Here is a 25,207-nt window from a genome sequence, read left to right as displayed (position 1 = left end):
TTTACCACCTTAAACAATTATATACTATTAATAAAAATATGAATTTTACACAGAGTTTTATACTTTATAAAAATTAAGAACATGTGAAGCATGTTTATTTAGTAACAAATTTTCACTTAAATTATTTTTTATATCATAAAAGGAAGGATCATTCATCTTTCTTTTCAACTCAACCACATCTTTAAAAATGAAATAGTCATTAAATAAGTCTTTACTTCCCACGTTTTCACTGACAAAAACATATTTATGATAACTTAATGCCTCAATAGTAACTAATCCATAAGTTTCTTTCCACAAACTTGGAACAATTAATATATCTATGTTTTCATATACATCTTCAATGTTATTTAAGTTATATTTACCATGCTGACTAACTCCGGAAATAACTCTTTTAGGTTGATATCCATAAGTATGAAATTCAAAAAACTCACTTTCATCAAATATTTCCTTTAATTTTAGAAATTCAAAAAAACCTTTATAGCTTTCATCAGGTCCGATATAAGCCACTTTTTTTATTTTTTTATGCAGATCCATTTTATAAGTTTTATCCCTCTTTTTAATACTACTATTTGTAATAGGAATAACGGAAAAACTCGAAACTATTGAACCAAGGTTAAATAAGAAAATATCTTTAGTCAAATTACTATTAAAGTGGAATTGATTAATATGACTAAAAATATCTTCGTAGTATTCTTTTAAATTAATCCATGCTATAGATTCACTAGAATTTCTGATTTCCTCTGTTACATGCTCTTCACTAATTTTTCTAATTTTTAATTTTTTCATGATTTTTTTTAATATATAATAGTACTTTAACTGAAATAATCTTAATTTTTTCACTGATAAAGCATTAGTTGAAGCAAGTTTCCAATTCGCAATACTATTATCCTTATCATAACTCTTGCCATTAATAAAAAAATTAGGTTCTGGTGCTAGTCCAAAATAGTCATGTGTTGTGTAACATATTTTGATACCTAGCTCCTTAGCTGCAACAAAAAATTCTTTATGAATTCCCATGAGCGTATGGACATGTATAATGTCTAATCTTAATTTTTTTAAAAAGTCTTTATATATTTTTTTAGAAACTGATTTGAAAAATTCCTCTGGATCACTGATTCCTCCATAAAGAGGTAATGGTAAACTGTTAATTAACTCATAAACAATAATGCCAGTATCCAATTTTTTTTCATATCGTATATGCGTTTTCTTTAAAGGACTATATCTTCCAGGGTATAAAGAATAAATCTGATTCCCTTGCCTTTGTTCTTCTTCCATTAGATCAAGTGAATATTTTACCAATCCCCCTGAACGATTGGGAGGATATCCCAAGCAATAATGTAGTATTCTCATCTCATCAACCCTTTAACAAAATATTCTCATAATCATGTATTATTTTTTCCCATGTGAATTTATTCGAAATTACTTCTCTTGGGTCACTTTCAATATTTGCTAAAGCTAATTCACCAGTTTCTAATTTATTTATCAACTCGTGGAGCGTTTTTTTTCTCCAATAAAATGCACTGTTTTCTCCTACTTCTCTATTAAAGCCAACATCTAGAAGTAAGTTTATTTCTGTTGAGGCAAGAGCTTCTAAAAGTGAGGGGTTTGTTCCACCAACCTCATGTCCGTGAAGATAAGCAAAGGCATTTTCTCGTATATATTTTAATAAATCTTGGTCGTAAACAGTTCCTACAAACTTGATACGCGGATCCCGATCAAATCCAGTCTCACGGGATAATTTTCCGTAAAATTTATTTTTTTCGACATTAGTAACAAGTACAAAGTCTTTTTTTGTATTAGACTTCATAAACTCGCGAATCATTACTTCATAATTATTCTCAGGAACAAATCGTCCGACAACTAAGAAATAGTTACCCTCACTTACTTTTTTCTCATTAAACCACCTTTGCACTATTTCATTATTTTTAGAAAAACTAGTTTTTTTCATATCTGTGCCATATGCAATATAAGTTGTTTTCGGTTTATATTTTTTATACGTTTCTCGAATGTACTTCTCTATATTTTTACTATCACAAATTAGAAGGTCTGCATTTTTAACCATTAATCTTTCAGAGAATTTCCAATATTTTCTTACAGGGTAACTCCATTTTGCTCTTAACCACTCGTGTCCATCAGGGTTAACAAAAAGTTTACCATTAATCTTATCTATCCTTTTTTTTAGATGTCCGATAAACGGTCCGATACGACAAGCCAAAACATAAAAAATAGGAACTATATCTCTATTTTTTTCTGCCTTTTCAATAGATGTTTCTAAAGCTTTTAAATCATAATAAATAGCTCTTGCTGGACCAATGTTTGGCACATCTATGTTAAAACATTCAGCTCCATTATAAATAAATTCTTTTTCTTTAATATCCGACTTTAAAGAGTTTTCAGTCATACAAGCAATATGGTACTGAATCGTTTTGTCAGTTTGTCTTTTAGTAAGGTTTTCTACAAATGATTCAAACCCACCATATTTTGCAGGAATCCCCTTTGATCCTATTATATATACATGTTTAGTTTTTTCCAACTTCTATTCCCCTTACTAATATGCACTATTAGGTTTTATAACAACCCGAATTGTCTTAATGATTATTTTAATATCATTTAATATACTTTGATTAATGATATATTCTAAATCTAAATCGACCATTTCATGAAAACTAACATCATTTCTACCACTAACTTGCCACAAACCTGAACATCCAGGTTTTACATACAAGCGTTGCAGATCATATCTCGTGTACTCAGCTACTTCCCTTTCCAAAGGTGGACGTGGGCCAACTAGACTCATATCTCCTTTTAAAACATTCCATAGCTGTGGCAATTCATCAATGCTTTTAGCGCGGATAATTTTACCTATTTGGGTGACACGGGGATCTTCTTTCATCTTGAACATTGCGCCTTCTATTTCATTTTGATCCAGTAACTCTTCCAATTTTTCTTCAGCATCTAAACACATCGAACGGAATTTATGCATTTTGAATGTTTTTCCATTTTTACCAACACGTGTATGGCTAAAAAATATCGGACTTCCTGGCTCTTCTTTTCTGATTCGATAAGCTACATAAAACATCAAAGGAGAAGCTAAAATCAAACCAATAATGCTTCCTACAATATCAATCATTCTTTTAAAAAATAAATAGATATATCGTTTTTCAACTTTTTCTTTATCCAACCAAACTTGATTAGGATGTACTTCACTAATACGAGATAATAAATCTTCACTTTCCATACTTTCAGTCCCTTTCACTATTTTCACTCTCTCCTCATTTCCTTTTTATCTACGAATAAAGAACTAAAATAAACCAAACTTCTTCTTTTTTACCTCTTCATAGATTGGATAACTGATTTCATCCCCGTTGATCAGATCCTTTGCGACTTGTTTCATCTGTACTACTTTTTCCTTACCAAAGTCCTTGGCAATCTGCTCATAGCACTCTTTTAAGTAAAAGGTGCGCTTAGAGACCCCATGGGCATCAGAAGCAGCCATCTGCACAAGATTATGTTTGACCATCGTTTTGGCTGTTTTCTGGATATCTTTGCCAAATACACCAACATAACTTGGCGCAGTAAGTTGGGCCAAACATCCCATATCTAGGAATGGAAGCAAATGATTCGGGTCTTTACGAAAATGCGCGTTACGTTCTGGATGGACGATCACTGGTGTCTTTCCTAGTTCTAACAACTCGAAAAAAAGCCGTTCTGCATATAACGGCACTTCCAGTGTCGGAAATTCGATCAGAAGATATGTATCATCTAAATCTGTAAATAAAATTTCATCTCGGTGGATGTCTTCGATGAGCGTTCCGGTAATACGTACTTCTTGTCCTTCCAATAACGTCAAAGGCAACTGTCTTTTCTCTAATTCGGCTTGTAACGAAGCGACTAGAGAAATGACTTGTGATTTTTCATTGCTGTATTTTCCATTATTGTGGTGTGGTGTGCATAAAATATGCGTAATGCCTTGCTGAATCGCTTTTTCAGCCATTGCAATACTTGCTTCTAAGTTTTCTGCCCCGTCATCGATTCCTGGTAGGATATGGCAATGTAGATCGATCATTTCTCTTGTCTCCTCTCTTCTTATTCCTTAATTTCCGTAGTAATAACCAGCATCTTTGCTATGTTCTGCTCCGTTGTATACAACACCTAAAACTCGTGCTTGTACCATCTCCAGCAGTTCTTTTGCTTTAGTCAAGGATTCTTTACGTGACGTATTTTCACGTACGACCAATAAGGTGCCATCCGTTTTTGAAGACATAATCTGTGCATCTGTTACGGCTACTACTGGTGGCATATCGAATATCACCACGTCAAATAACTGTCTTGCTTCGGCTAGAACCTGATCCATTCTTGGCGAGCTTAACAATTCTGATGGGTTGGGTGGCTTAGGTCCACTAGGCAAAATCGACAAGTTCTCGACTGGCGTTCGTTGAATCACATCTGCTACACTTCCTGATGAACTAAGTGCTGTACTTAATCCACTGGCATTACTCAACTGGAATGTTTTATAGACGACGGGTTTACGTAAATCTGCATCGACTAGTAGAACCCGTTGACCGGATTTAGCAAAAACGACTGCAATGTTTGCTGAAGTGGTGGATTTCCCTTCTCCAGGACCTGATGAAGTCACGACAATCGTTTTGATTTGCTGACCAGCTGCGGAGGCAAACTGGATATTCGTCCGGATCGTACGATATTGTTCGGCGATTGGTGAAGATGGGTTTGTTAATGTGATCAAACTGACTGCATGAGTTTGTGTTGCTTTTTGTTTCTGTGTTCGTGCCATTTTTCTTCCTCCTAGACTCTTGAGCGGCTTCTGCGTGATGGGGCTGTTTTATCGTTTGTAGCTTTTGGTCGTGCAGGAGCTGTTCCTTTTTTACGGATACCAGCGTTCAATTCTTTCGCTGACATTTCTGGAACTGTTCCTAAGATTGGGAATCCTAATGTATCCGTCACATATTTTTCATCTTTCACTGTCCGATCAAGTAATTCGAATAAGAATGCCAAACCTACGCCTACCATCATTCCTAACACTAAGCCAATCAATAGATTCAATTTATTATTTGGCGAAACAGGTGTCGTATTGGCAACTGCACCTGAAATAATCGAAATTTTATCGACATTCATCACGTCTTTGGCGTTTTCTTGGAAAACTTGTGAAGTTGTATTAGCGATCTGTTGAGCAGTCACTGCATTCGTGCTTATTGCCTGGATCGAAAACATTTGTGAATTTTGTGACTGATTGACGGAGATCGCATCTTTGATTTGTCCAGCAGTCATTTTCACATTGTCTTCTGTTTCTAAACGATCTTTGACTTCATTTAGTACTAAATCACTGACGATCATATCTTTATACGTATTGATCATTTGCAGGTTCGTATTGACATCATTGACATTTGCAGTGTCTGATTGTGGCAGTGTCACGATCAATTGTGCTTGTGAACTGTATTTTGGTGTCAAGATGAAAAATGTTACGATTCCTGAGATGGCCAAGCCAGCAAACATTGAGATGATGATTGTTGCCAAGTGTTTGCGTAATGTTTCAAAAATTTCTTTCAAGCTGATTGTCTCTTCCATTTTTTCTCCACTTTCCTATTTATTCTCTAGATTCATTTGATCTTTTAATTCTTTTTTCACACGATCAAGTTCTTGATCGCTGACTTTTTGATAGGAGATATTATCTTGCATGAAGCCTTCTCCTTGCAGCTGATCTTGCTTGATCGTACCAAATGCCTCCCGATAATCTAAAGCGATTTTTTTCATTTCATCAAAGCTCATGTCTGTTTTCATATTCGACTCTAGAGCATTCAAAACGGATTGATAGTTGCTGACACCATTTAGACTCAATACTTTTTTTGCTACGCCTTCTACGATCTTTCTTTGACGCTCTTGTCTACCATAGTCACCATTTGGATCTTCATAACGCATACGAGAATAAGATAATGCCTGATCCCCGTTCAATGTGATTTTACCGATTGTAAAGTCATAGCCATCTTGTGAGAAAGTGAGGTCATTATTGACTTCGATACCACCAACTGCATCAACAAGTTCTTTTAGCCCTTTCATATTGATAGAGACATAGTGATCGATTGGGATGTCTACATATTTTTGTACGGTATCCATCGCCATGGCAGCTCCGCCGAATGCGTAAGCGTGGTTGATCTTGTCTTTTGTGTCACGACCTACGATGTCGACATACGTATCTCGAGGAATGCTGACGATCGTTGTCTGTTTGTCTTCAGGACTGACTGTGGCAACCATCATCGTATCTGATCTTCCTTGATCGACCCGACCTAAATCTCCAGTATCAATCCCCATCAATAGAACAGAGAAAGATTCTTGTTTGTCCAGATCAACTGGTTTCGTTCGTTCTCCTTGGGTTCGTTCCACTGATTCGTAAGTTTTCTCAATAGAATGTGAGAGATCCAGATATAATTTTGCTCCTACTCCTACAATTGCTAATACTAATACGATAAGAACTGCTAAAATAATCAGAAATATTTTTTTCCCTCTTGATTTTCTTCTTCGTCTTGCCATAGTTTCCTCCGTTTGCTAACCTTGCTTGAATCATCGCTTTAACTGTCAATAGCTTATATTGCTATAGCCCATTTGCTGAGCAACAGTTTGTGCTTTTGTTGCGTATGCTACGCTTATTTTTTCATTCCGGATCTGCTCTATTTGACTGAGCGCCGTCAAATATTGATCGTAAGTAGCGGTGGCAGTCACTTGACCATCCTTTAACATCGTATCGAATAACTGATCTAGTTGCGTGACTTGCGCGATCTGGGTATCAGCGAATCCTACATATTGCATAACAACCGTTTTCCAAGGACTATCTTTAAAAAAGCTCATATTTTCACGTACACGAGCGACATCTGCACTTGTCACCTTTTCTTTGATGATGACATCGTCTACAGCTTGCTGCCAGTTTGATACATTTTTAGTAAATAAATCGTTGACAGCTGTCTGGATCTTCAGTTTTGATTCTGCACTATCTAACTGTGTCACGATTGCTTTCTTCTCATCTTGGATTGCAACAGCTTCTTTAGGCAATTCTGATTCTTTGATGTCGTAATCATCTGCTGAAAGTTTGACAGAGGATAGCTTATTGGACAAACTTGTGATTGTTTCTTCTGTTATTTCAGGGTTTAGAAAAATTTTTTCTTTTGTACTATACAGCTTGTCTACTTCTTTTGATAAAGAAGTCAAGGTGTCTTTTTGATTGGTGATGGCAGATTCTGCATAATTGATCCGTTGCTGATGTTGTCGCTGATTATTGATATGGTAACCAAACAAACAGATCGCAATAGCACCCGCACCTACCGCCACAGCAGTCAATGACTTGACGAATGGCTTTTCCATAGATTCACTCCTAAGTATTGATGATAGATAAATTAAGATATAATTCACTTACATAAAAATGACAGCTTTTTATTTTAAAAAACATAATTAAACTAATATATTCACAGAAATATTTGTAAACAAGTTTTCCCTATATAATCATACCACAAACTGTTTTCTTGAAGTCAAGTCCATAATCCTGTGTAAAATACTATACAATGTTTTACCGGTCTCTCATTGATCAAACTTAATATATTTTCTTGTAGAACTGAGCCATTCGTCATGAAGGTCCATAAGGACAGCTCCAATTAATCGATTGGCAGACGTTCGGTTGGGAAAAATCCGAATAATCTTTTCTCTTCTGCGGACTTCCTGGTTCAGTCGTTCAAGAAGGTTGGTGCTTTTTAGCCGATTATGACTATTTCCGATAACCGTGTATTGAAAGGCATCTTCGAAGCCATTATCCAATATTTCGCAGGCTTTTGTATATTTAGGCTGGTCGATATATTCACCGACTAAGGCATTCTTAGCTGTTCGAGCGAGTTCAATATCCGTAAACTTAAAGATCGCTTTTACTGCTTCTCTAAACGGTTTTGAATTCTTTTTTGGAATGGAACTGAAGATGTTTCTTAAAAAATGGACCTGGCATCTCTGCCAACTTGCGTTGGTAAATGACTTACGAATCGCAGACACTAGGCCTTTATGGGCATCAGAAATGATGAGTTCTGTCCCCTTTAGGCCGCGTTCTTTTAAGTATTCAAAGAAGATGGACCATGTGTCATCACTTTCTTCATTTTGAATCATGAAGCCAATGATTTCACGGTCGCCACCTTCTGTTATCCCGATCGCAATATGGCAGCTTTTAGAAAGCACTCGATGGTCCTCACGGACTTTTATGTAGAGAACATCAGTCATCAGATAAGGATAATTCGTACCTGAGAGTGAACGGTTCTGCCATTCGTTGACCATCGGGTCTAACTGCTCAGTCAGGCTAGAAACAAAAGATTTCGATACAGATTTTCCACATAGCTCTTCAACAATCTTTGAAACTTTACGTGTCGAAACGCCCGAAACATACATCTCAAGCATTGAAGCGAGCAGTGCCTTTTCATTTCGCTGATAACGCTCAAACACCGTCGGTGAAAATTCACCATCACGTGTTCTAGGCACTTTTAATTCGAGTGTACCCACACGAGTCGTAAAGTCTCGCTCATAATAGCCATTTCTTTGACTCTGACGACTTTCTGAACGTTCATAGTCATCGGCTTGAATATATTCTGTTCGTTGATTTTCCATCAATTGGTTGAAAACAGTGGTTAAAATATTTTTAGAAATATCATCTTTTACCGAATGTTCAATAATACTTTGAACCTCTTCGTTGTTCAGTGTAAAATGTACTTGGGTCATGTAACGTCCTCCTGGGTATGTTTTTGTGGTTAAAAACATTGTACCGTAAAAGGGCTGTTACATGGCCTTTTATCTTTTACACAATTATATGGACTTTATCTTTCTTGACTAGGGCAATTTACGATTAAAAAGTAAATAAAACATTAATAAGATAACAATTAATCGATTTCATTTTTATTTCCTTAATTTTCATAGGTATTTTCAAAAGTTACACAAAAAATAAAATAACAAAAAAAATTAACATTGAATTAATAATAGTTATTTATATTTATAACAAATAAACCAGAGAAACAGCCTATTTTTTGCCTGTTCTCTGGTTTATTTACATATTAGAAATTATTTTGTGATGATTTGATCTAAACTTGCTAGTGACAAAGCCATGGCAGCAATTTGACTTAATTGCGTTAATCGGTTCTTACGTACTGCTGGTTCTTCTGCCATGACCATCGTCTGATCAAAATAATTTTCGATCAGTGGGCGAAGGCTTACAAGCTGATCATAATTTTCGTTGATCGTTTGGTCAGCAAAGCTTGTTTTCATTGCCTCTACTGCTTTGTGCAGTTCTTTCTCCGCTTCGTTTTCGAACAGTTCAGGGTCTACTTCTGATTGTTTTTCAAGCTCCGCTTTTTTCGCTAAGTTCACGACACGTGTCAAAGCTTCCATCGATGGTTTGAAGTCTTCATCTGCAAGATGCTGCTTGAACAATTGTGCTGCTGCAAATACTTTTGTCAGATCTTTTTGTTCTGCGTTCAAAACAGCTTCGATGACATCATGACGAATATTCTTAGTTGTCAATAATTGGCGCAGACGGCCTTTGATAAAGTCGATCACCTGTTGTTGTCCCGCTGACAAGCCAATGCCAAAACGATCCGTATCTTTACTGATAACTTCACTAATCGTTTCTTGCAGAACAGACAAAGGAAAGGCCCATTTTTTCGATTCGATGATTCGAACGACACCATATGCTTGACGGCGCAAAGCATATGGATCGTTTGAGCCACTTGGGATCATCCCAACTGCAAAGAAAGAAAAGATACTATCTAATTTATCAGCAATCGCTAAAACAGAACCTACTGTAGTCTCAGGTAGATCTCCTTCACTGGATATAGGCATGTAATGTTCACGGATCGCTGTTGCTACGGCTGGTTTCTCGCCTTTAAGCAGAGCATATTTTTCTCCCATGATCCCTTGTAGTTCAGGGAATTCTCCTACCATGTTGGTTACTAGATCAAATTTATAGATTTCAGCAGCGCGTTGCAGATCCATCAATTCTTCCTCAGATAGTCCTACTTGTTCGCCTATGATGCGAGCGATGACTTGTACCCGTTGCATTTTCTCATAGATGCTACCGATTTTTTCATGGAAAGTAACAGTTTTTAATTTTTCAACGTATTGGTCGATTGAAGCTTTCTTGTCTTCATTATAAAAGAATTCCGCATCTTCTAAACGAGCAGTCAATACTTTTTGATTGCCTCGTACCACATTTTCCAATTTTACCCGATCGCCATTACGAGCAGAAATAAAATGAGGAAGCAACATACCTTGATCGTTCCGTACTTCGAAATAACGTTGATGTTCTTTCATAGAAGTGACTAGTACTTCTTCAGGAACAGATAGATATTTTTCTTCGAAGTCGCCAGAAAAGACAGTTGGATATTCGACTAGATTGTTGACTTCTTCTAGTAAATCTTCATCTAGATCAATGATCCAGTGATTTTTTTCTGCTAATTCGTTTGCTTGTGTGATGATCATTTCTTTTCTTTTTTGTGGTGAAGCAATAACAAATTGTTCATTTAATTTTTCTTCGTATTCTTTTGCATGCGCAAATGTCACATCTTCGCCTAAGAAACGATGACCTCGAGAGGCTTTGCCTGTTTTGACATCCAAGATTTCGAATGGGATTACTTCGTCATCTAACAATGCCACGATCCAGTGAATAGGGCGGATATATTCAAAATCGTATTCTGCCCAATGCATCGTTACTGGGAAAGTGAGGCTTTTAATGACATCTGCTAAACCTGTCAATACTTCTTTTGCTTCTTTGCCGTGAGTGTATTTCGTTACATAGACATATTCCACGCCTTTTAATTCTCTAAAAGTGATAGCATCTGTCGTCAGACCTTGTCCGCGGACAAATCCTTCAGCTGCTTTCGTCCAGTTTCCATCTGCGTCCAAAGCAATTTTTTTGGCTGGTCCTTTGACTTCTTCTTCGCTGTCCGCTTGTCGTTCTGGAATATTTGTTACTTTGATTGCTAAGCGGCGCGGTGTAGAAAACGTTTCGATCGTATCATAAGTCAATTGGTTTTCATCTAAAAATTTTGCTGTTTTTTCTTCTAATTGTTTCATGCTTGGTGTGACAACATGAGCAGGCATTTCTTCCAGCCCGATTTCAAGTAATAAGTCTTTTGCCATCTTATTCAGCCTCCTTCACGTTTTCTGGATTTGCTGTGTTTTTATTCAATAAAGGGAATCCTAATTTTTCGCGTTCTGCCACAAAGATTTTGGCTACAGCACGAGCCATGTTGCGGATACGGGAAAGATAACCTGCTCGTTCTGTTACAGATACTGCACCGCGAGCATCTAATAAATTGAATGTATGGCTGCATTTCAAAATATAATCATACGCTGGATGAACAAGATTTTCATCGATACAGCGTTTAGCTTCTTTTTCAAAACGGTCAAAATTGCTTAGTAGTAAGTCTTGGTCGCTTACTTCAAAAGAATATTTGGAATGTTCATATTCTGGTTGTTTGAAGATCTCACCATATTTCACGCCATCAGCCCATTCCAGATCATAGACACTTTCAACTTCTTGGATATAAGAAGCAAGACGTTCTAGTCCATAAGTGATCTCAGAAGTAACTGGTTTACAAGGTAGTCCTCCGACTTGCTGGAAGTACGTGAATTGTGTGATCTCCATCCCATCAAGCCATACTTCCCAACCCACACCGGCACAACCCATCGATGGGTTCTCCCAGTTGTCTTCAACAAAACGAATATCGTGTTCTAATGGATCAATTCCTAAAAGACGCAAGCTTTCTAAATAAAGCTCTTGGATATTTTCAGGTGAAGGTTTCATTACGACTTGAAATTGATGATGCTGATACAAACGGTTTGGGTTTTCTCCATAACGCCCGTCAGCTGGTCGGCGGGATGGCTCTACATAAGCAGCATTCCATGGTTCCGGTCCGATTGCCCGTAAGAATGTATATGGGCTCATCGTACCTGCTCCTTTTTCTGTATCATAAGCTTGCATCAGCATGCATCCGTTTGATGACCAAAATTTTTGTAATGTTAAAATCATATCTTGGACGGTCAATTTTTTACTCATCTGTTTTGCCCCTTTCAATTTTTAAGCGTTGCTGTCAATAAGAATACAGGAAAGAAAACGACAAAAAGTCCCTATGTCTGATTACAGACATAGGGACGAATAATTTCGCGGTTCCACCCTACTTCCGAATAAAGATTCGGCAGCTTCATTTATCGTACTCGCAAGTGCCTCTTCAAAAATCGTTTGGGTCCGGCTTCCACTCTCCCGAACTCGCTAAACCACGTGTTTTTTACTGATCTTGGTCAATGTACGTATTCATTTTGCAGTTTTCTTGTTTGTATAATAGATCCTCTCAGTGAACGATCTATTTAATCTACGGTTAATAATAGACGGAAGTCCCTGTATTTGTCAAATAGTTTTGATTTTTTTGTTGTATCTTTCATTTATTCTTCTTTTTCAGGCATATTTTTCTCTGGCGTCTTTAATACGTGTGCCCAAGACTTCATTTGATCAATGAACTTTTTGCTTTTTAGATGAATACCGACATATTCATCATACAACTGGTCAATGAGGTCACGGATTGCCTGCTTCGTTTCTTCTTTCAAGTGGATTCCACTGATCTTATCATAAGAAATAGCCGAAAACATTCGAACGAAATAAACAGCGCGAGGATCTGCATGATAAAGGTGTTCGTCCATTGGCCAGTGTTTCTCGCATATCACACCGCCATATTTGGAAGAATAGTCAAATTTTCCTTTTGTTTCCCCGCATACGACACAGTGCGTCCAAATTGGCGCGATACCGAAGCGTTGCAGTATTTGAACTTCAAAGATATTCGTGATGATTTCTGCATCATCTCCTTGGTCCATCCGCTGCAGAGCTTGTTGCGTAAATTGGAATAAATGCGGGTCATATTGATGATCTTCGATTGCTGCATCTACTAGATTTAGCAAATACGTACCATAACCGCTCAAAAAGATATCTTCTTGGATGTTCCGAAACGCATGGACGTCTTTGACACTGCTTAAAAACGACAAACCTTCACTTCGAAAATTACCGATATAGACTGCTTCGGTAAAGGGGAGCAAAGCCGGAGCTAATGGCTGATTTTGCCGATGGATTCCTTTGATATAAAACATCATTTTGCCAGAAGATTCCGTAAAGATTTTGACTAATTTATCTTTTTCTTTGTAATTACGGCTAGATAAAATCAAGCCTTTCGATTCTGCAAGCTGGCTCATATTCTCCCTCCTAAAAAATAAATCTGGAAAAGCAGATTCTGCCGATCCAGATTATTTATGTTACGATCTTCCGCTGTTTTTCTCAACGTGCGGATTTTTATCCAGTTTATTTCTATACTTAACCTATAAGAAGTTCAGAATATCAGTATTCGTCTTTTCGGTAGCCAAAGTCTTGCAGATAGACTTTTTTGTCTCGCCAGTCTTTTTGGACTTTGACCCAAAGTTCTAGAAATACTTTGTCTCCTAAAAGATTTTCGATATCCTTTCTTGCTTTCGTTCCTACTTGCTTCAGCATTTTTCCGCCTTTGCCGATAATGATTCCTTTTTGGCTATCTCTTTCGACGATGATCGTGGCCTGGATATGGATTTTATCATTCTCGTTTCGCTTCATCGAATCAACAACGACTGCGACAGAATGAGGCACTTCGTCTCGTGTTAAAAACAAGACTTTCTCACGGATCAATTCAGAAACGATGAAGTATTCAGGATGATCAGTCACTTGATCATCTGGAAAATATTGTGGGCCCTCTGGCATTTCACTGACTAATACATCCATTAAGCGTTCGACATTGTTTCCTTCTGTAGCAGAGATCGGAATCACTTGTGCAAAAGGCATCTGCGTCGAATAATCTTCGATGATTCCCAGCAACTCGTCTGGATGGATCTTATCGATTTTATTGATAATCAGATAAACAGGAGAATGCACGTTTTTTAGACGTTCAATAATAAAATCGTCTCCCCGGCCGCGTTTTTGATCAGCACTGATCATAAATAAGACTGCATCCACTTCTTTCAACGCACTGTAAGCTGCTTCTACCATAAAATCTCCTAGACGATGCTTTGGTTTATGGATTCCTGGTGTATCGATAAAAATCAGCTGAGCTTCTGGTGTAGTATATACTCCTTGGATTTTATTTCTAGTTGTCTGTGCCTTGTCACTCATAATGGCAATTTTTTGACCCACGATTCGGTTCAATAATGTGGATTTTCCTACATTCGGGCGGCCGACGATTGCGACAAACCCTGATTTATGTTCTGGCATATACGTTCTCCTTTTTAATTAAACAACAAATGATATATTTTAGGGACAAATAAAATCAACCCAATGATGACAGCAAAACAAGCGGTCACTAAAACTGCTCCAGCTGCCATATCTTTGATTTTTTTCCCAATCGGATGAAAATGAAAATCCGTAAACATGTCCACTACATTTTCAAAAACAGTATTGATGATCTCTACTATCCAAACGAGAAAAACAGCTAAAAGCAGCCATAACCACTCTATCCGATCAAGCTGGAAAATCACGCCCATAAATAAAGCAAGGATACCGAACGCAACATGTTTCCTCATATTGCGTTCTTCCTCAAAAACGGTTTTGACTCCTTGGACAGCAAATTCCACAGACATCAGGAAATGTTTGTTTTTCTCTACGTTTTTATCTTTTGAGTCCATAGGCATCCAAGATCTCTTTCTGTAAACCAAACATTTCTTTCTCATCTTCTGGTGTCATATGGTCATACCCGTTGATATGCAAGAATCCATGTACCGCTAAAAAGCCAAGTTCCCGATCATATGAATGGCCGTAAGCTTCTGCTTGTTCAGCAGCACGTTCAATAGAGATCATGATGTCTCCTAGTACACGAGGCAATGGATTCTCTCCATCTTCAAAAATCACTGGGATTTCGTCTTCGCCTTCTTCTTCCAGAGCAAAACTGATGACGTCTGTCGGTGCATCTTTTCCACGGTAATCACGATTGATTACTTGGATTGCCGCATTGTCCATGAAAGTAACAGACATTTCTGTTTCCTCTGGCAGCTTTAAATAAGATGCTGCAAATTGCAGCAAGTCATCGATTTCTTTCATTTTCTCTTCTGAGACTTGGTTTGTTTCATCCATAAAGGTAATATCCATTATACATCGCTTCTTTCTATTCTTCTTGTTCTTCCTTTATCTTCTCAACTTCTGTTTTCATTTTAGGATATTTGATCCGAGAATGGAAGGTGCTACTTAAACCGCTGATCAATGATTTTTCCACTTTTCGGATTTCTTTCAAGGTCAGTCCACTATCGTCTAATTGACCATCGGAAATACGCTCTTCGATAAGATTATGGACAAAACTTTCGATTTTTTCGCTCGTCGGATGATCCATTGCCCGTACTGCAGCCTCACAACTGTCAGCAATATTGACAATCCCTGCTTCACGACTTTGCGGTTTTGGTCCAGGATAACGGAATTGCTCTTCTGTTACTTCCGGATTGCGTTCTTTCGCTTTGATGTAGAAATAACGCATTAGCGTGGTTCCATGATGCTGTCTGCAAATATCGATCACCATTTGCGGCATATTATAATCTTCCAATATTTTGGCTCCATCTGTCACATGTCCAAAGATAATATGTTTACTGTCTTCTGGCAATAAGAAATTGTGCGGGTTTTCCGCTCCTGAAGGCAAGTTCTCAACGAAAAAGCTAGCATGTTTGATCTTGCCGATATCATGATAATAGCAAGCTACTCGAGTTAGCAAAGAACGTCCGCCGATTTCTGCTACAGCGTTAGCACTTAGATTAGCTACCATCATACTATGATGATAAGTACCTGGCGCTTCTTCCAGCAACTGTTTCAATAAAGGATGATTTGGATTGCTGAGTTCATTTAATACAATTACACTGTCATCATTGACCATTAATTCAATATATGGGTGTAGACCGATCGTCAGCAAGAATGAGAAGAGTGCACCAGTGAACCCGCAGACAAGCATTAACCAAGTCGTTGCATCACCAAAGCTCATTCCTTGATAGACGATCAAAATGACATCCATCATCACAGGAAAAATAATGACCCACATGGCAGCAGATAATCCTTGTTCTGAGATCCGTTTGCGTCTGACAATCGTTGCCATGAGCCCAGAGAAAACATAAGACATCAAGATAATCGTTAGAAAGTTCGTGCCAATCGAATCATAAAAAATGAAAAGTGCGGATACTGCTTGGAAAATACCAGCCATGATCCCTGCTCTTCGATTCAAGAAAAAGCTTAAAACAAGTGGTGCAAAAGCAGCGGGATAAAACAGCGGGATATAAGTAGCTTGTTCCGTTTGGAATAATTGGAAAAATTTCATCAGCACTATGCTGACTGACATAGCTGTCACATAGAAAAGCACGTATTTTGTTCTTTCTCCTGCATTTTGGAATTGAAGTGAATTATAAATCAGTACGCCGATTTGAAGCAAAACAGCTAAAACCATGGCAATTAGCGGAAAAATCGAAGTTGTTTGATTAGTCAGTCCTAGTAATTCCAATTTTTTCATAGCTGAAGCATCGATTTGATTACCTTCACGAACAATGATTTCTCCTTGGAAGATCATCACTGGTTGTACAGCTTCTCGTGCGGATTGTTTCAATTCTTCTGTCTTTTTCTCATTCAATACGTCATTCACTACGATACCTTGATCCACTAAGTAGCGAATCATTTGTTGTTGTGCTGGTGTGACATTCAAATATTGGATTTGCTCTTCTGCTTCTTGTTTAAAAGCTTCCAATTCACTTTCACGAACTTGTTTGCTCATCTGTTCGTCAATGAGCTTCAGACTCTCATCCCTCACAGTATGGATCTCAGTTTCAGTCATTTCAAATATCGTCGAATAAAAATTGTTCGGTAGTTTTTGATAAAACGCAACATTTTCTGCATTCACATTTTCAAAATTTTTCTTCAGCGCGGCGATCCGCTCTTCTGTAGTAGGCTTTGGGATATTTTCATCTTCCTTTGCCTTATCAATCTTTTCGTCATAAGATTTGTTGATGGCATCATTCGTCTTATCGATCAATTCAAATAGTTGCTTGATCCGATTGTTCTGGTCATCTGCAAGATCTTTTTGGTAAGTGTATTCTGGAGTGACTGCTTCTGCTGCCAGTTTTCTTTTTTGTTCGGTTTCTTCCGTGTTCTCGATCGTTTTGTTTGCACGGATACTTTCTTCTGCTACTTGGCCTTCTCTGAAATCATTGGCCTTTTGTTTGACACTACTAAATGTAACGCCGCAGATAATGATAAAAAACAAGAACAGCAGGAAAGGCAATGCTGCCTTTCCAAGTTTTTCTTGTAGTTTCTGCAGTGTTTTATTCAACATGTGCTTATCCTCCTAAGCAAAGCTTATTCTTGATGGAGATCTGCCTTTTCATAAGCTTTGATGATTTCGGCAACTACAGGGTGCCGAACAACGTCACTTGCTTCAAAATTAACAAAATCGATTTTCTTGATTTGCTTTAATGTTCGTTCTGCATGAACAAGACCACTTGTTGTCCCTCGAGGCAGATCAATCTGACTCGTATCTCCATTGACAATCATTTTTGATTGATAACCAAGACGTGTCAGGAACATTTTCATCTGAGCAACTGTCGTGTTCTGTGCTTCATCCAAAATAACGAATGCATCATCCAATGTCCGCCCCCGCATGTAAGCTAAAGGAGCAATTTCGATCACGCCTCGTTCCATCAATCGGTTCGTATGATCTAATCCAAAAATTTGGTATAAAGCATCATAAACAGGACGCAGATAAGGATCTACTTTTTCTTTTAGATCCCCGGGAAGAAAGCCTAGATTTTCCCCTGCTTCCACAGCAGGCCGCGTCAAAATGATTTTTTGCACTTCACCTTTTTTCAAGGCAGCGATTGCTAATACTACTGCAAGAAAAGTTTTTCCTGTCCCGGCTGGTCCTACGCCAAATACGATATCATGTTTGGCTACCGATTCGACATATTTCTTTTGGCCGCTATTTTTTACCCGTATAGGTTTTCCATTACGGTCTTTGACGATCTCTTCCTCATACATCTCAACAAAATAATCTAATGTGCCTTTTTGCCCCATTTTCAGTGCCGTCACGACATCTGGTGTACTTACATGGATTCCTCGTTTGATCAATTCCTGCAATGTCCGAATGACTGAGGCAGCCAAGGAAATCTGGGATTGTTCACCAATGATCTGAATGATTTCTCCACGTGTATGGATGGTTGTTTCTGTTGTTTCTTCAATCAGTTTTATATGCTTGTCGTGTGCACCTAAAAGCATGCTGACATCATCAGCAGCCGTCAATCTAATCTCTAAAGAACTAGACTCTTCCGTCAAAAATAGACATCCCCTTTTTTTCGATTCATTCTTTCCTATTTTACCATACTCAGAAGAAACTATATAGCAAATAAGAAAAGGTTCTAAAAGAGTTGCTTAACCATAAGTACCAAGAAACGTTAAAAAATAGCTGCTTCCATTCTCTAAAGGTCTCGTTTGAATAAAAAAAGCTGATCATGTAAGCTATGCATAAGATAGAGGACAAGTATTCCGTCTAACTTAGCAAGTATTCTCTGGGTATTTTTCTTGTTTCAAAAAAAGAAAACAAAATATTTGAAATATTCTTGCATTTCAAAAAAAACAGGTGTATTATAACGTCAACAAATAAATATACAGCAAAGCGTCGAGGAAAACAGTAGGCTATTCAGTGATTTATTCCCAGTGAGTCATGTAAGTGAGAAATGACAATAAATCGAATAGACGAACATCATTTCCGAGTCAATGTCGAAAACGTAGATCATTGTGGCTGCCTCCATTATCAGGCTAGCGGATAACTTTATCGAAAAGCGTCCGTGAATGAAGAAGCTTTTTTAAGCGAAAAAAGGTGGTACCGTTCTAGAATCTAGAGCCCTTTTCCCAAGTGGAAAAGGGCTTTTTTTATATTTTAAGGTGGTGGTTTTCATGGAATCTGATATTAGTGGTATTTCTAGTTTCTGCAACGTTTATTTTGTTACTCAAAATGATAATTATTGGAGGAAAAATTTATGGAAGAAACAAAAACTTATTCATGGAAGCAATTATTGATGGTCAGTTCACTTATCTTCGGGATGTTCTTCGGGTCAGGTAATCTGATCTTTCCTGTCCACTTAGGTCAAATGGCTGGATCAAACTGGATCAGCGCTGGTGTAGGATTTGCCATCTCAGGCGCTCTTTTCCCATTATTAGCTATCTTAGCTGTAGTAGTGACAAAAAGTGATGGTCTGTATGACTTAGCTAAACCTGTCGGAAAATGGTATGCTGCCTTGTTCTTGATCCTTGTTCATTTAACGATCGGACCATTCTTTGGTACACCGCGGACAGCAGCAACTGCTTTTGAAATGGCTGCTAAACCTTTTTTGCCTGAAAAATATGATTCATTAGGTATGTTTTTATTCTCTGCTCTTTTCTTTTTACTTGCTTATTTCCTTACTGTACATCCAACACGTTTGGTCAAATATGTCGGAAAGTATTTAAACTCCTTGTTTCTTGCATTATTAGCTATCATTTTTGTCGTTTCTTTATTCCAACCCATGGGGAATCTAAACCAATCTGCTGCAGATTCTTATCAGACGAACGCTTTGACAAATGGCGTTTTAGAAGGATACAACACGGTTGATGCAGTAGCTTTACTTGCTTTAAGTGTCACTTTTGTCCATGCAGTTCGTGATCTTGGTTTTAAAGATAAAAAAGTCACAGAATTAACAGCAAAAGCTGGTAGCCTGAGCGTTGCGTTAGAAGTCATGATTTATTTTGGTCTGGTCCTTCTCGGTGCGATGAGTTTGAATAAGATGTCTTTATCAGAAAATGGCGGAACTGCACTTTCTCAGATCACTAATTTTTATTTAGGTAACTTCGGTGCTAGCTTCTTAGGGGTAATGGTCACATTAGGTGTCTTCACTACCGCTATGGGACTCGTTGTTTCTTTTGCACAAGATTTCCATAAACTGTTCCCTAAAGTCAGTTATATGACATGGCTGCGGTTAACGACTTTTGTCTCTTTTGTCGTTGCGAATGCCGGATTGGATAATATCATCCAATGGTCTTTACCAGTATTGATGCTTTTGTATCCATTGTCACTTGCGTTAATCTTGCTTTCCTTAACAGCAAAATTCTTCCAAAAGAGTCCATTTGTCTATCAAGTAACGATGTTCTTTTCTGCCGTTCCAGCCGTATTGGATATGTTGGCAAATTCGCCTGCATTAGTGAGTCAGCAAACTGTCGTAGCAAGCTTACTAGGATTTTATCATCATTATGTTCCTTTTGCTGCACTAGGTCTTGGCTGGGTCGTCCCAACGTTGCTTGGTTACGCTGGCAGCTTACTCTTTTATTATGTATATCGCGTATCAGGATATAAACAAGAAGCAAGTGAGTTACCAGAAGAATAACCAAATCAAACACAATTTAACATAAGAGATATTAAACAGGAAAAAAACAGCTAGAAGAAAGAATAAGATTCTTTCTTCTAGCTGTTTTTTAGTTCTTTTTTTACGAACACAAAAAACTGCGGACAATCACTGTCCGCAGTTTAAATGATAAAATTAAGATTGTAATAGTTCTTTCACAATCGCATTCACTTGGTTTCCATCTGCTTTTCCTTTGACTTTAGGCATAATTGCACCCATAACTTTGCCAAATTCTTTCATTGATGAAGCACCAGTTTGAGTGATTGCTTCTTGAACAAGTTGTCGAATTTCTTCGTCGGAAAGTTGTTCCGGCATATATTTTTCGACTATTACAATTTCACTTTTTACTTTTTCAGCTAAATCGTCACGTCCTGCTTCTTCAAACTCATGCAAAGAATCACGTCGCTGTTTCATTTCGCGAGACAACACCGTTAGTTCTTCTTCTTCTGTCAAGTCGTGACCTTCTTTAATCTGCTCGTTTTGTATAGATGACTTGATCATTCGGATGACTTGTAAAGATTCCTTATCTTTCGCTTTCATCGCTGCTTTCATGTCATCGTTTAATCTACTTAGTAGTGACACACTACCAACTCCAATTCATCACAGAACTAGAATTTTTTGCGTTTTCTAGCTGCTTCAGATTTTTTCTTGCGTCTTACACTTGGTTTTTCGTAGAATTCACGTTTACGAGATTCTTGTAAAGTACCCGCTTTTGACACGGAACGTTTGAAGCGACGAAGAGCATCGTCAAGTGATTCGTTTTTGCGAACGACTGTTTTTGACATGTTAATTCCCTCCCTCCGAGCTTAAAAAGTAACCGTAATTGTTATTGAAATATATCTCAAAAAACAAGACTGTCCTGTAAATATTATATCTAATGCTGTTTTGACCGTCAAGGAAATCTTGCTTTTTTTTAAAATTATCAAATGTTATTTTATTTAAATCCTTATTGACAATTTTCACATCTTCCGAAAATCTCGAATCTATGCCCTTCGATCGTGCATCCACCTAGCTGTTCTTCGAAATAATTCATCGGACACATATGGATTTCTTTCGTTGTTCCGCACACTGTACAGATAAAATGATGGTGGTGGCCGATTTCCCCCTGACAGCAATGAAAACGAAACTTCATTTCTCCATTTAAATCGGTTTCTTCCAGTAAATCGATCTCTGCAAAATCATGGAGATTCCGATAAATCGTATCATAACTTACCCCTTTGAATTCCTGATTCATATAGTCAAAAACTTCTTTAGCAGATACGTAGCGGTTACGCTTCACTAAATAAGTTAACAATGCTTCTCTTTTTTTAGTATATTTAAAACCGTTATTTTTCAATGTTTCTAATGATTGTTCGATCAATGTCTGTTTTTTCATGACTTATTCCTCCAAATCAAAATGATTACGAAGTACGCATTCTAGAGTATGGTATAATAAACATAAAAAAAATGCAAGTGAGGTTTTATCCATGTCTTCCGATTCTACAGAAATCGTTACTTTTTTTGTCATCTCCGACTCTGCTGGAGAAACTGCGACAAAACTAGCGCAAGCTACTATGGCTCAGTATCCTACCGTTGAGTTCAACCTATTCCGCAGAACGTTCGTGACAGATGAAAAAACATTAAGGCAGGCATTGCAAGATGCATTAGAAGAAAAAGCACTTGTCCTGCATACATTAATCAATCAAGAACTGATCGAGATAACACGTTCTTTTTGTGAAGAACATCAATTATTTAGTTTTGATGTGATGACGCCACCGATATCAGAAATTGAACGTTTAACTGGTATCAAGCCAATTCGGCAACCTGGTGCCCTCCATTTATTGAATGAGAACTATTTCAAACGGATCAAAGCAATGGAATTTGCTGTAAAATACGATGATGGGAAAGATCCTCGTGGTTTTTTAGAAGCAGATGTCGTTTTGCTAGGCGTATCCCGAACTTCCAAAACGCCTTTGAGCTTGTTTTTAGCAAATAAAAATTTAAAAGTTGCCAATTTACCTTTGATTCCCCAAGCACATATTCCCAAACAGCTGTGGGAAATCGATCCTAAAAAAATCGTGGGACTAACGAATAACCCAGATATTTTAAATAATATCCGTAAAGAACGGATGCGCTCTTACGGATTAAACCCTGATACTGCTTATTCCGATATCGAAAAAATTAGAGCTGAACTCGATTTTGCGAATGATCTTTATGAAAAACTAGGATGTGTAGTGATCAATGTGGCATCTTTATCTATTGAAGAAACGGCTTCGCTTATTTTGAATGCTTTAGACCTAGAAGATCATAGTTATTATGGAACTGAAACAACAGAAAAAAGCGATTAATCATTTTTGTCTTTTTCTTAAAAAACACTGGAGTGTGACAACGAAATTTCTTCGTTGTCACACTCCAGTGTTTATCTATTTGCACCTATCGTTATTGATGTTCCACATGTTTGAGTGTCTGGTTCAAAATATCCAGTACATGAGAATCATCAAGACTATACAAAATCGCTTTTCCCTCGCGATGAGACTTGACGACATGATTTTCTCTTAATAAACGTAGTTGATGCGATACAGCAGACTGCTCCATTTCCACTGCTTGGGTGATTGCTGTCACATTTTGTTCCCCGTCTTTCAGATATAGCAGAATTTTAAGACGAGTGGGATCACTCAACATTTTGAATAATTGACTGACTTTCTCTACTTTTGATTTTTGCGTGTCTGGCAATCCATTCACCTCCAACTTGAAAAAAGACTGACTTCTAAAGTTTACCACTTTTTCCATCAGTCTCAAGTTTTTTATTCTTCTGTCATCTTTTTGATAATCGCTTCATAAGAGGCTACTTTTTCAGCTGCGTCTTCTGTAGAGCTTCCTTTTACACCAATATAAAACTTGATTTTCGGCTCAGTTCCTGAAGGGCGGATAGCGATCCAGCCATTTTCTTCCAATGTATACTTCAATACGTCGGATGGCGGTGTTGTTAGTTTTTCTACGTTTCCTTCACGGTCTGTTCTCGTCAATTCTTTAAAGTCTTCTGTTTGAATAACTTTTGCTCCGGCAAATTCTGTCGGTGCTTCTTTACGGAATTTTTCCATCAAAGCAGAGATTTTCGCAGAACCTTCTTGTCCGCTCATTGTCACAGAAATCGTTTTTTCTGCGAAATAGCCATAGGTTTCAAAAATCGTTTGCAAGCCGTCATACAACGTTTTGCCTTGTTTTTTATAGTAAGCTGCTACTTCTGCTAATAAAAGCAATGCTTGGATCGCGTCTTTATCGCGAACAAAAGGTTTAACTAAATAACCATAACTTTCTTCGAATCCAAACATAAAAGTATGTGAATGGTCTTCTTCAAATTGTTGGATTTTTTCAGCAATGAATTTAAACCCTGTCAACACATTGAACATGGTAGCACCGTAGTGTTCCGCAATTGCTGTAGGCAATTCGCTGGAAACGATTGATTTCAATACCGCTGCGTTTTCTGGTAAAGTGCCTCTTGATTGATGTGCTTCCAAAATATATTGAGCAAACAATGCTCCGATTTGGTTCCCAGTCAATACTTCATAAGAACCATCTGGCAAACGAACCGCTGCGCCTAAACGGTCTGCATCAGGATCTGTTGCAATCAGCAAGTCAGCTCCTTCTTTTTCTCCAAGTCGTATAGCATATTCAAAAGCTGAATGTTCTTCTGGATTTGGCGATTTGACCGTAGTGAAATCTGGATCTGCCACAGCTTGTTCGGGAACTAGTACGAATTGTTCGAATCCAGCTTGTTTCAACGCACGTTCGCCCAACATTTTCCCTGTTCCATGAAGTGGCGTGTACACAAGTTTCAAATCTTTCCCCATTGTTTCAACCAATTCACGATCAATCGTCACTGCTTTGATTTCTTCTAGATAAGCAGCGTCCACTTCTTCTCCGATGATCGTGATCAACCCGCTATGTTTAGCTTCTTCGTCAGATAATACTTCGACTTTTAGCGGATTGCTGACTTCACGGACATATTTCGTCAATGCATCTGCGTCTGCAGGAGGCATTTGTCCGCCATCTTCTCCGTAGACTTTATATCCATTGTAAGCCGCTGGGTTGTGAGATGCGGTTACCATGATTCCCGCAAACGTCTTCAAATGACGAACTGCAAAAGAAAGCTCTGGTGTTGGACGCAGACTTTCGAATACATAAGACGGGATATTGTGATGTGCCAGTGTTTTGGCTGCTTCCATTGCAAATTCTGGTGACTGATGGCGTGAGTCATAAGCGATAGCGACACCTCGGCGTTTTGTTTCTTCACCTTGTGTATCCATGAAACGTGCTAGTCCTTCTGTTGCTTGTCTTACCGTATAGATGTTCATTCGATTGATCCCAGGTCCTAAGATTCCCCGCATGCCTGCAGTACCGAATTCCAACGGTGCATAAAAAGCATCTTCAAGTTTTTCAGGATCTTCACCCAGATCATTTAATTGTTTTTTTAAGTTTTCTTCTAAATTTTCTTCATGTACCCATTGTTCATACACTTGTTCCCAAGACATGAAAATAACACCTCTTTCTGAAATATGGTTCTTAATAAGTATAGCATTCACTTATTAGATATGAAAGTATGAGGACCAAAAAACGCTTAAATCAAGAAAGGATTCTTTTATCAAAAGGTGTTGGACGTGTTCACATAAATCGGATTCAGTAGATTTCACGCGAAAAAAAAGAGTAAAAGAACAATTGAAACCGTTCTTTCACTCTTTTTAAA

General features: G+C 37.8%; 24 protein-coding genes. 2 read left to right on the top strand and 22 right to left on the bottom strand.

All coding sequences use genetic code 11. The annotated features are described in order from the left end of the window. Nucleotides 1–57: 57 nt before the first annotated feature. From IGL70_RS04120 to IGL70_RS04040, 17 genes are all read right to left on the bottom strand, one after another. Nucleotides 58–1,350 (bottom strand): glycosyltransferase, encoded by a 1,293-nt coding sequence (locus tag IGL70_RS04120; protein WP_029485898.1) that lies wholly within the window; start codon nucleotides 1,348–1,350, stop codon nucleotides 58–60. 4 nt (nucleotides 1,351–1,354) lie between these two features. Continuing rightward, nucleotides 1,355–2,533 carry a beta 1-4 rhamnosyltransferase Cps2T gene (gene cps2T / locus IGL70_RS04115; protein WP_029485897.1) on the bottom strand — a complete coding sequence of 393 codons (1,179 nt, stop codon included), beginning with the start codon at nucleotides 2,531–2,533 and terminating at the stop codon, nucleotides 1,355–1,357. A 15-nt stretch (nucleotides 2,534–2,548) separates the two neighbouring features. Continuing rightward, the gene (locus tag IGL70_RS04110; protein ID WP_086309708.1) at nucleotides 2,549–3,238 is read right to left on the bottom strand and encodes a sugar transferase; all 690 of its coding nucleotides are present in this window, start codon (nucleotides 3,236–3,238) and stop codon (nucleotides 2,549–2,551) included. Between the two features lie 63 nt (nucleotides 3,239–3,301). Then, the gene (locus IGL70_RS04105) at nucleotides 3,302–4,066 is read right to left on the bottom strand and encodes a tyrosine-protein phosphatase (protein ID WP_002327775.1); all 765 of its coding nucleotides are present in this window, start codon (nucleotides 4,064–4,066) and stop codon (nucleotides 3,302–3,304) included. Between the two features lie 27 nt (nucleotides 4,067–4,093). Next, on the bottom strand, nucleotides 4,094–4,792 hold the full coding sequence (locus IGL70_RS04100) for a CpsD/CapB family tyrosine-protein kinase (RefSeq protein WP_086309566.1): 699 nt from the start codon (nucleotides 4,790–4,792) through the stop codon (nucleotides 4,094–4,096). Nucleotides 4,793–4,803: 11 nt separating this feature from the next. Continuing rightward, nucleotides 4,804–5,583 carry a YveK family protein gene (locus IGL70_RS04095; RefSeq protein WP_086309565.1) on the bottom strand — a complete coding sequence of 260 codons (780 nt, stop codon included), beginning with the start codon at nucleotides 5,581–5,583 and terminating at the stop codon, nucleotides 4,804–4,806. A 15-nt stretch (nucleotides 5,584–5,598) separates the two neighbouring features. Next, nucleotides 5,599–6,543 (bottom strand): LCP family glycopolymer transferase, encoded by a 945-nt coding sequence (locus IGL70_RS04090; protein WP_002294932.1) that lies wholly within the window; start codon nucleotides 6,541–6,543, stop codon nucleotides 5,599–5,601. 45 nt (nucleotides 6,544–6,588) lie between these two features. Then, nucleotides 6,589–7,368 (bottom strand): hypothetical protein, encoded by a 780-nt coding sequence (locus tag IGL70_RS04085; RefSeq protein ID WP_104873742.1) that lies wholly within the window; start codon nucleotides 7,366–7,368, stop codon nucleotides 6,589–6,591. 213 nt (nucleotides 7,369–7,581) lie between these two features. Beyond that, a complete protein-coding gene (locus IGL70_RS04080; protein WP_104807992.1) occupies nucleotides 7,582–8,754 on the bottom strand; it encodes an IS256-like element IS1542 family transposase in 1,173 nt (390 codons plus the stop codon). A gap of 336 nt (nucleotides 8,755–9,090) precedes the next feature. Further along, entirely contained in the window at nucleotides 9,091–11,166 is a 2,076-nt protein-coding gene (glyS, locus tag IGL70_RS04075; RefSeq protein ID WP_086318957.1) for a glycine--tRNA ligase subunit beta, read from the bottom strand. A 1-nt stretch (nucleotide 11,167) separates the two neighbouring features. Next, a complete protein-coding gene (glyQ, locus tag IGL70_RS04070; RefSeq protein WP_002291706.1) occupies nucleotides 11,168–12,085 on the bottom strand; it encodes a glycine--tRNA ligase subunit alpha in 918 nt (305 codons plus the stop codon). 383 nt (nucleotides 12,086–12,468) lie between these two features. Then, the gene (gene recO, locus IGL70_RS04065) at nucleotides 12,469–13,266 is read right to left on the bottom strand and encodes a DNA repair protein RecO (RefSeq protein ID WP_104873744.1); all 798 of its coding nucleotides are present in this window, start codon (nucleotides 13,264–13,266) and stop codon (nucleotides 12,469–12,471) included. Nucleotides 13,267–13,408: 142 nt separating this feature from the next. After that, a complete protein-coding gene (gene era / locus IGL70_RS04060) occupies nucleotides 13,409–14,308 on the bottom strand; it encodes a GTPase Era (RefSeq protein ID WP_002288753.1) in 900 nt (299 codons plus the stop codon). A 14-nt stretch (nucleotides 14,309–14,322) separates the two neighbouring features. Then, nucleotides 14,323–14,718, bottom strand: coding sequence for a diacylglycerol kinase family protein (locus tag IGL70_RS04055; protein ID WP_002301250.1), 396 nt, complete (start codon nucleotides 14,716–14,718; stop codon nucleotides 14,323–14,325). Then, nucleotides 14,702–15,178 (bottom strand): rRNA maturation RNase YbeY, encoded by a 477-nt coding sequence (gene ybeY / locus IGL70_RS04050; RefSeq protein WP_002288749.1) that lies wholly within the window; start codon nucleotides 15,176–15,178, stop codon nucleotides 14,702–14,704. Before ybeY ends, IGL70_RS04055 begins: the two co-directional genes overlap by 17 nt. 16 nt (nucleotides 15,179–15,194) lie before the next feature. Then, complete coding sequence (locus IGL70_RS04045) at nucleotides 15,195–17,387, bottom strand: HD family phosphohydrolase (RefSeq protein WP_002306228.1); 2,193 nt, start codon at nucleotides 17,385–17,387, stop codon at nucleotides 15,195–15,197. Between the two features lie 23 nt (nucleotides 17,388–17,410). Then, nucleotides 17,411–18,382 (bottom strand): PhoH family protein, encoded by a 972-nt coding sequence (locus tag IGL70_RS04040; protein WP_002291698.1) that lies wholly within the window; start codon nucleotides 18,380–18,382, stop codon nucleotides 17,411–17,413. A 704-nt stretch (nucleotides 18,383–19,086) separates the two neighbouring features. Between IGL70_RS04040 and brnQ the strand changes: the two genes are divergently transcribed. Then, a complete protein-coding gene (brnQ, locus tag IGL70_RS04035; RefSeq protein ID WP_002288744.1) occupies nucleotides 19,087–20,466 on the top strand; it encodes a branched-chain amino acid transport system II carrier protein in 1,380 nt (459 codons plus the stop codon). 153 nt (nucleotides 20,467–20,619) lie between these two features. Here brnQ and IGL70_RS04030 read toward each other — a convergent pair whose 3' ends face one another. The 3 genes from IGL70_RS04030 to IGL70_RS04020 form a co-directional block, all read right to left on the bottom strand. Further along, a complete protein-coding gene (locus IGL70_RS04030) occupies nucleotides 20,620–21,066 on the bottom strand; it encodes a GatB/YqeY domain-containing protein (RefSeq protein ID WP_002287318.1) in 447 nt (148 codons plus the stop codon). A 26-nt stretch (nucleotides 21,067–21,092) separates the two neighbouring features. After that, on the bottom strand, nucleotides 21,093–21,269 hold the full coding sequence (gene rpsU / locus IGL70_RS04025; RefSeq protein ID WP_002287321.1) for a 30S ribosomal protein S21: 177 nt from the start codon (nucleotides 21,267–21,269) through the stop codon (nucleotides 21,093–21,095). A gap of 161 nt (nucleotides 21,270–21,430) precedes the next feature. Further along, complete coding sequence (locus tag IGL70_RS04020) at nucleotides 21,431–21,859, bottom strand: Fur family transcriptional regulator (RefSeq protein WP_002287322.1); 429 nt, start codon at nucleotides 21,857–21,859, stop codon at nucleotides 21,431–21,433. A gap of 91 nt (nucleotides 21,860–21,950) precedes the next feature. Here IGL70_RS04020 and IGL70_RS04015 point away from each other — a divergent pair, with 91 nt between their 5' ends. Beyond that, complete coding sequence (locus IGL70_RS04015) at nucleotides 21,951–22,811, top strand: pyruvate, water dikinase regulatory protein (protein WP_002296156.1); 861 nt, start codon at nucleotides 21,951–21,953, stop codon at nucleotides 22,809–22,811. Between the two features lie 91 nt (nucleotides 22,812–22,902). Here IGL70_RS04015 and IGL70_RS04010 read toward each other — a convergent pair whose 3' ends face one another. Together IGL70_RS04010 and IGL70_RS04005 are read right to left on the bottom strand one after the other, a co-directional pair. Next, on the bottom strand, nucleotides 22,903–23,253 hold the full coding sequence (locus IGL70_RS04010) for an ArsR/SmtB family transcription factor (RefSeq protein ID WP_002321425.1): 351 nt from the start codon (nucleotides 23,251–23,253) through the stop codon (nucleotides 22,903–22,905). A 14-nt stretch (nucleotides 23,254–23,267) separates the two neighbouring features. Further along, on the bottom strand, nucleotides 23,268–24,995 hold the full coding sequence (locus IGL70_RS04005; protein WP_002296152.1) for a phospho-sugar mutase: 1,728 nt from the start codon (nucleotides 24,993–24,995) through the stop codon (nucleotides 23,268–23,270). Between the last annotated feature and the right edge of the window lie 212 nt (nucleotides 24,996–25,207).

It is taken from the genome of Enterococcus sp. DIV0901a (genome assembly GCF_051711525.1).
Taxonomy (GTDB): domain Bacteria; phylum Bacillota; class Bacilli; order Lactobacillales; family Enterococcaceae; genus Enterococcus_B; species Enterococcus_B faecium.
The sequence above is the reverse complement of the archived record's forward strand: the minus strand, read 5'-3'. Positions and strand labels throughout refer to the sequence as shown.

Coding starts and splice junctions, on each gene's coding strand:
- IGL70_RS04055 (WP_002301250.1), bottom strand. CDS start 14,718: ATGGACTCAAAAGATAAAAACGTAGAGAAAAACAAACATTTCCTGATG.
- ybeY (WP_002288749.1), bottom strand. CDS start 15,178: ATGGATATTACCTTTATGGATGAAACAAACCAAGTCTCAGAAGAGAAA.
- IGL70_RS04020 (WP_002287322.1), bottom strand. CDS start 21,859: ATGAAAAAACAGACATTGATCGAACAATCATTAGAAACATTGAAAAAT.
- IGL70_RS04090 (WP_002294932.1), bottom strand. CDS start 6,543: ATGGCAAGACGAAGAAGAAAATCAAGAGGGAAAAAAATATTTCTGATT.
- IGL70_RS04105 (WP_002327775.1), bottom strand. CDS start 4,066: ATGATCGATCTACATTGCCATATCCTACCAGGAATCGATGACGGGGCA.
- IGL70_RS04010 (WP_002321425.1), bottom strand. CDS start 23,253: ATGGAAAAAGTGGTAAACTTTAGAAGTCAGTCTTTTTTCAAGTTGGAG.
- glyS (WP_086318957.1), bottom strand. CDS start 11,166: ATGGCAAAAGACTTATTACTTGAAATCGGGCTGGAAGAAATGCCTGCT.
- IGL70_RS04015 (WP_002296156.1), top strand. CDS start 21,951: ATGTCTTCCGATTCTACAGAAATCGTTACTTTTTTTGTCATCTCCGAC.
- rpsU (WP_002287321.1), bottom strand. CDS start 21,269: ATGTCAAAAACAGTCGTTCGCAAAAACGAATCACTTGACGATGCTCTT.
- IGL70_RS04095 (WP_086309565.1), bottom strand. CDS start 5,583: ATGGAAGAGACAATCAGCTTGAAAGAAATTTTTGAAACATTACGCAAA.
- era (WP_002288753.1), bottom strand. CDS start 14,308: ATGCCAGAACATAAATCAGGGTTTGTCGCAATCGTCGGCCGCCCGAAT.
- IGL70_RS04110 (WP_086309708.1), bottom strand. CDS start 3,238: ATGGAAAGTGAAGATTTATTATCTCGTATTAGTGAAGTACATCCTAAT.
- IGL70_RS04080 (WP_104807992.1), bottom strand. CDS start 8,754: ATGACCCAAGTACATTTTACACTGAACAACGAAGAGGTTCAAAGTATT.
- IGL70_RS04045 (WP_002306228.1), bottom strand. CDS start 17,387: ATGTTGAATAAAACACTGCAGAAACTACAAGAAAAACTTGGAAAGGCA.
- glyQ (WP_002291706.1), bottom strand. CDS start 12,085: ATGAGTAAAAAATTGACCGTCCAAGATATGATTTTAACATTACAAAAA.
- IGL70_RS04085 (WP_104873742.1), bottom strand. CDS start 7,368: ATGGAAAAGCCATTCGTCAAGTCATTGACTGCTGTGGCGGTAGGTGCG.
- IGL70_RS04120 (WP_029485898.1), bottom strand. CDS start 1,350: ATGAGAATACTACATTATTGCTTGGGATATCCTCCCAATCGTTCAGGG.
- IGL70_RS04100 (WP_086309566.1), bottom strand. CDS start 4,792: ATGGCACGAACACAGAAACAAAAAGCAACACAAACTCATGCAGTCAGT.
- IGL70_RS04005 (WP_002296152.1), bottom strand. CDS start 24,995: ATGTCTTGGGAACAAGTGTATGAACAATGGGTACATGAAGAAAATTTA.
- brnQ (WP_002288744.1), top strand. CDS start 19,087: ATGGAAGAAACAAAAACTTATTCATGGAAGCAATTATTGATGGTCAGT.
- recO (WP_104873744.1), bottom strand. CDS start 13,266: ATGAGCCAGCTTGCAGAATCGAAAGGCTTGATTTTATCTAGCCGTAAT.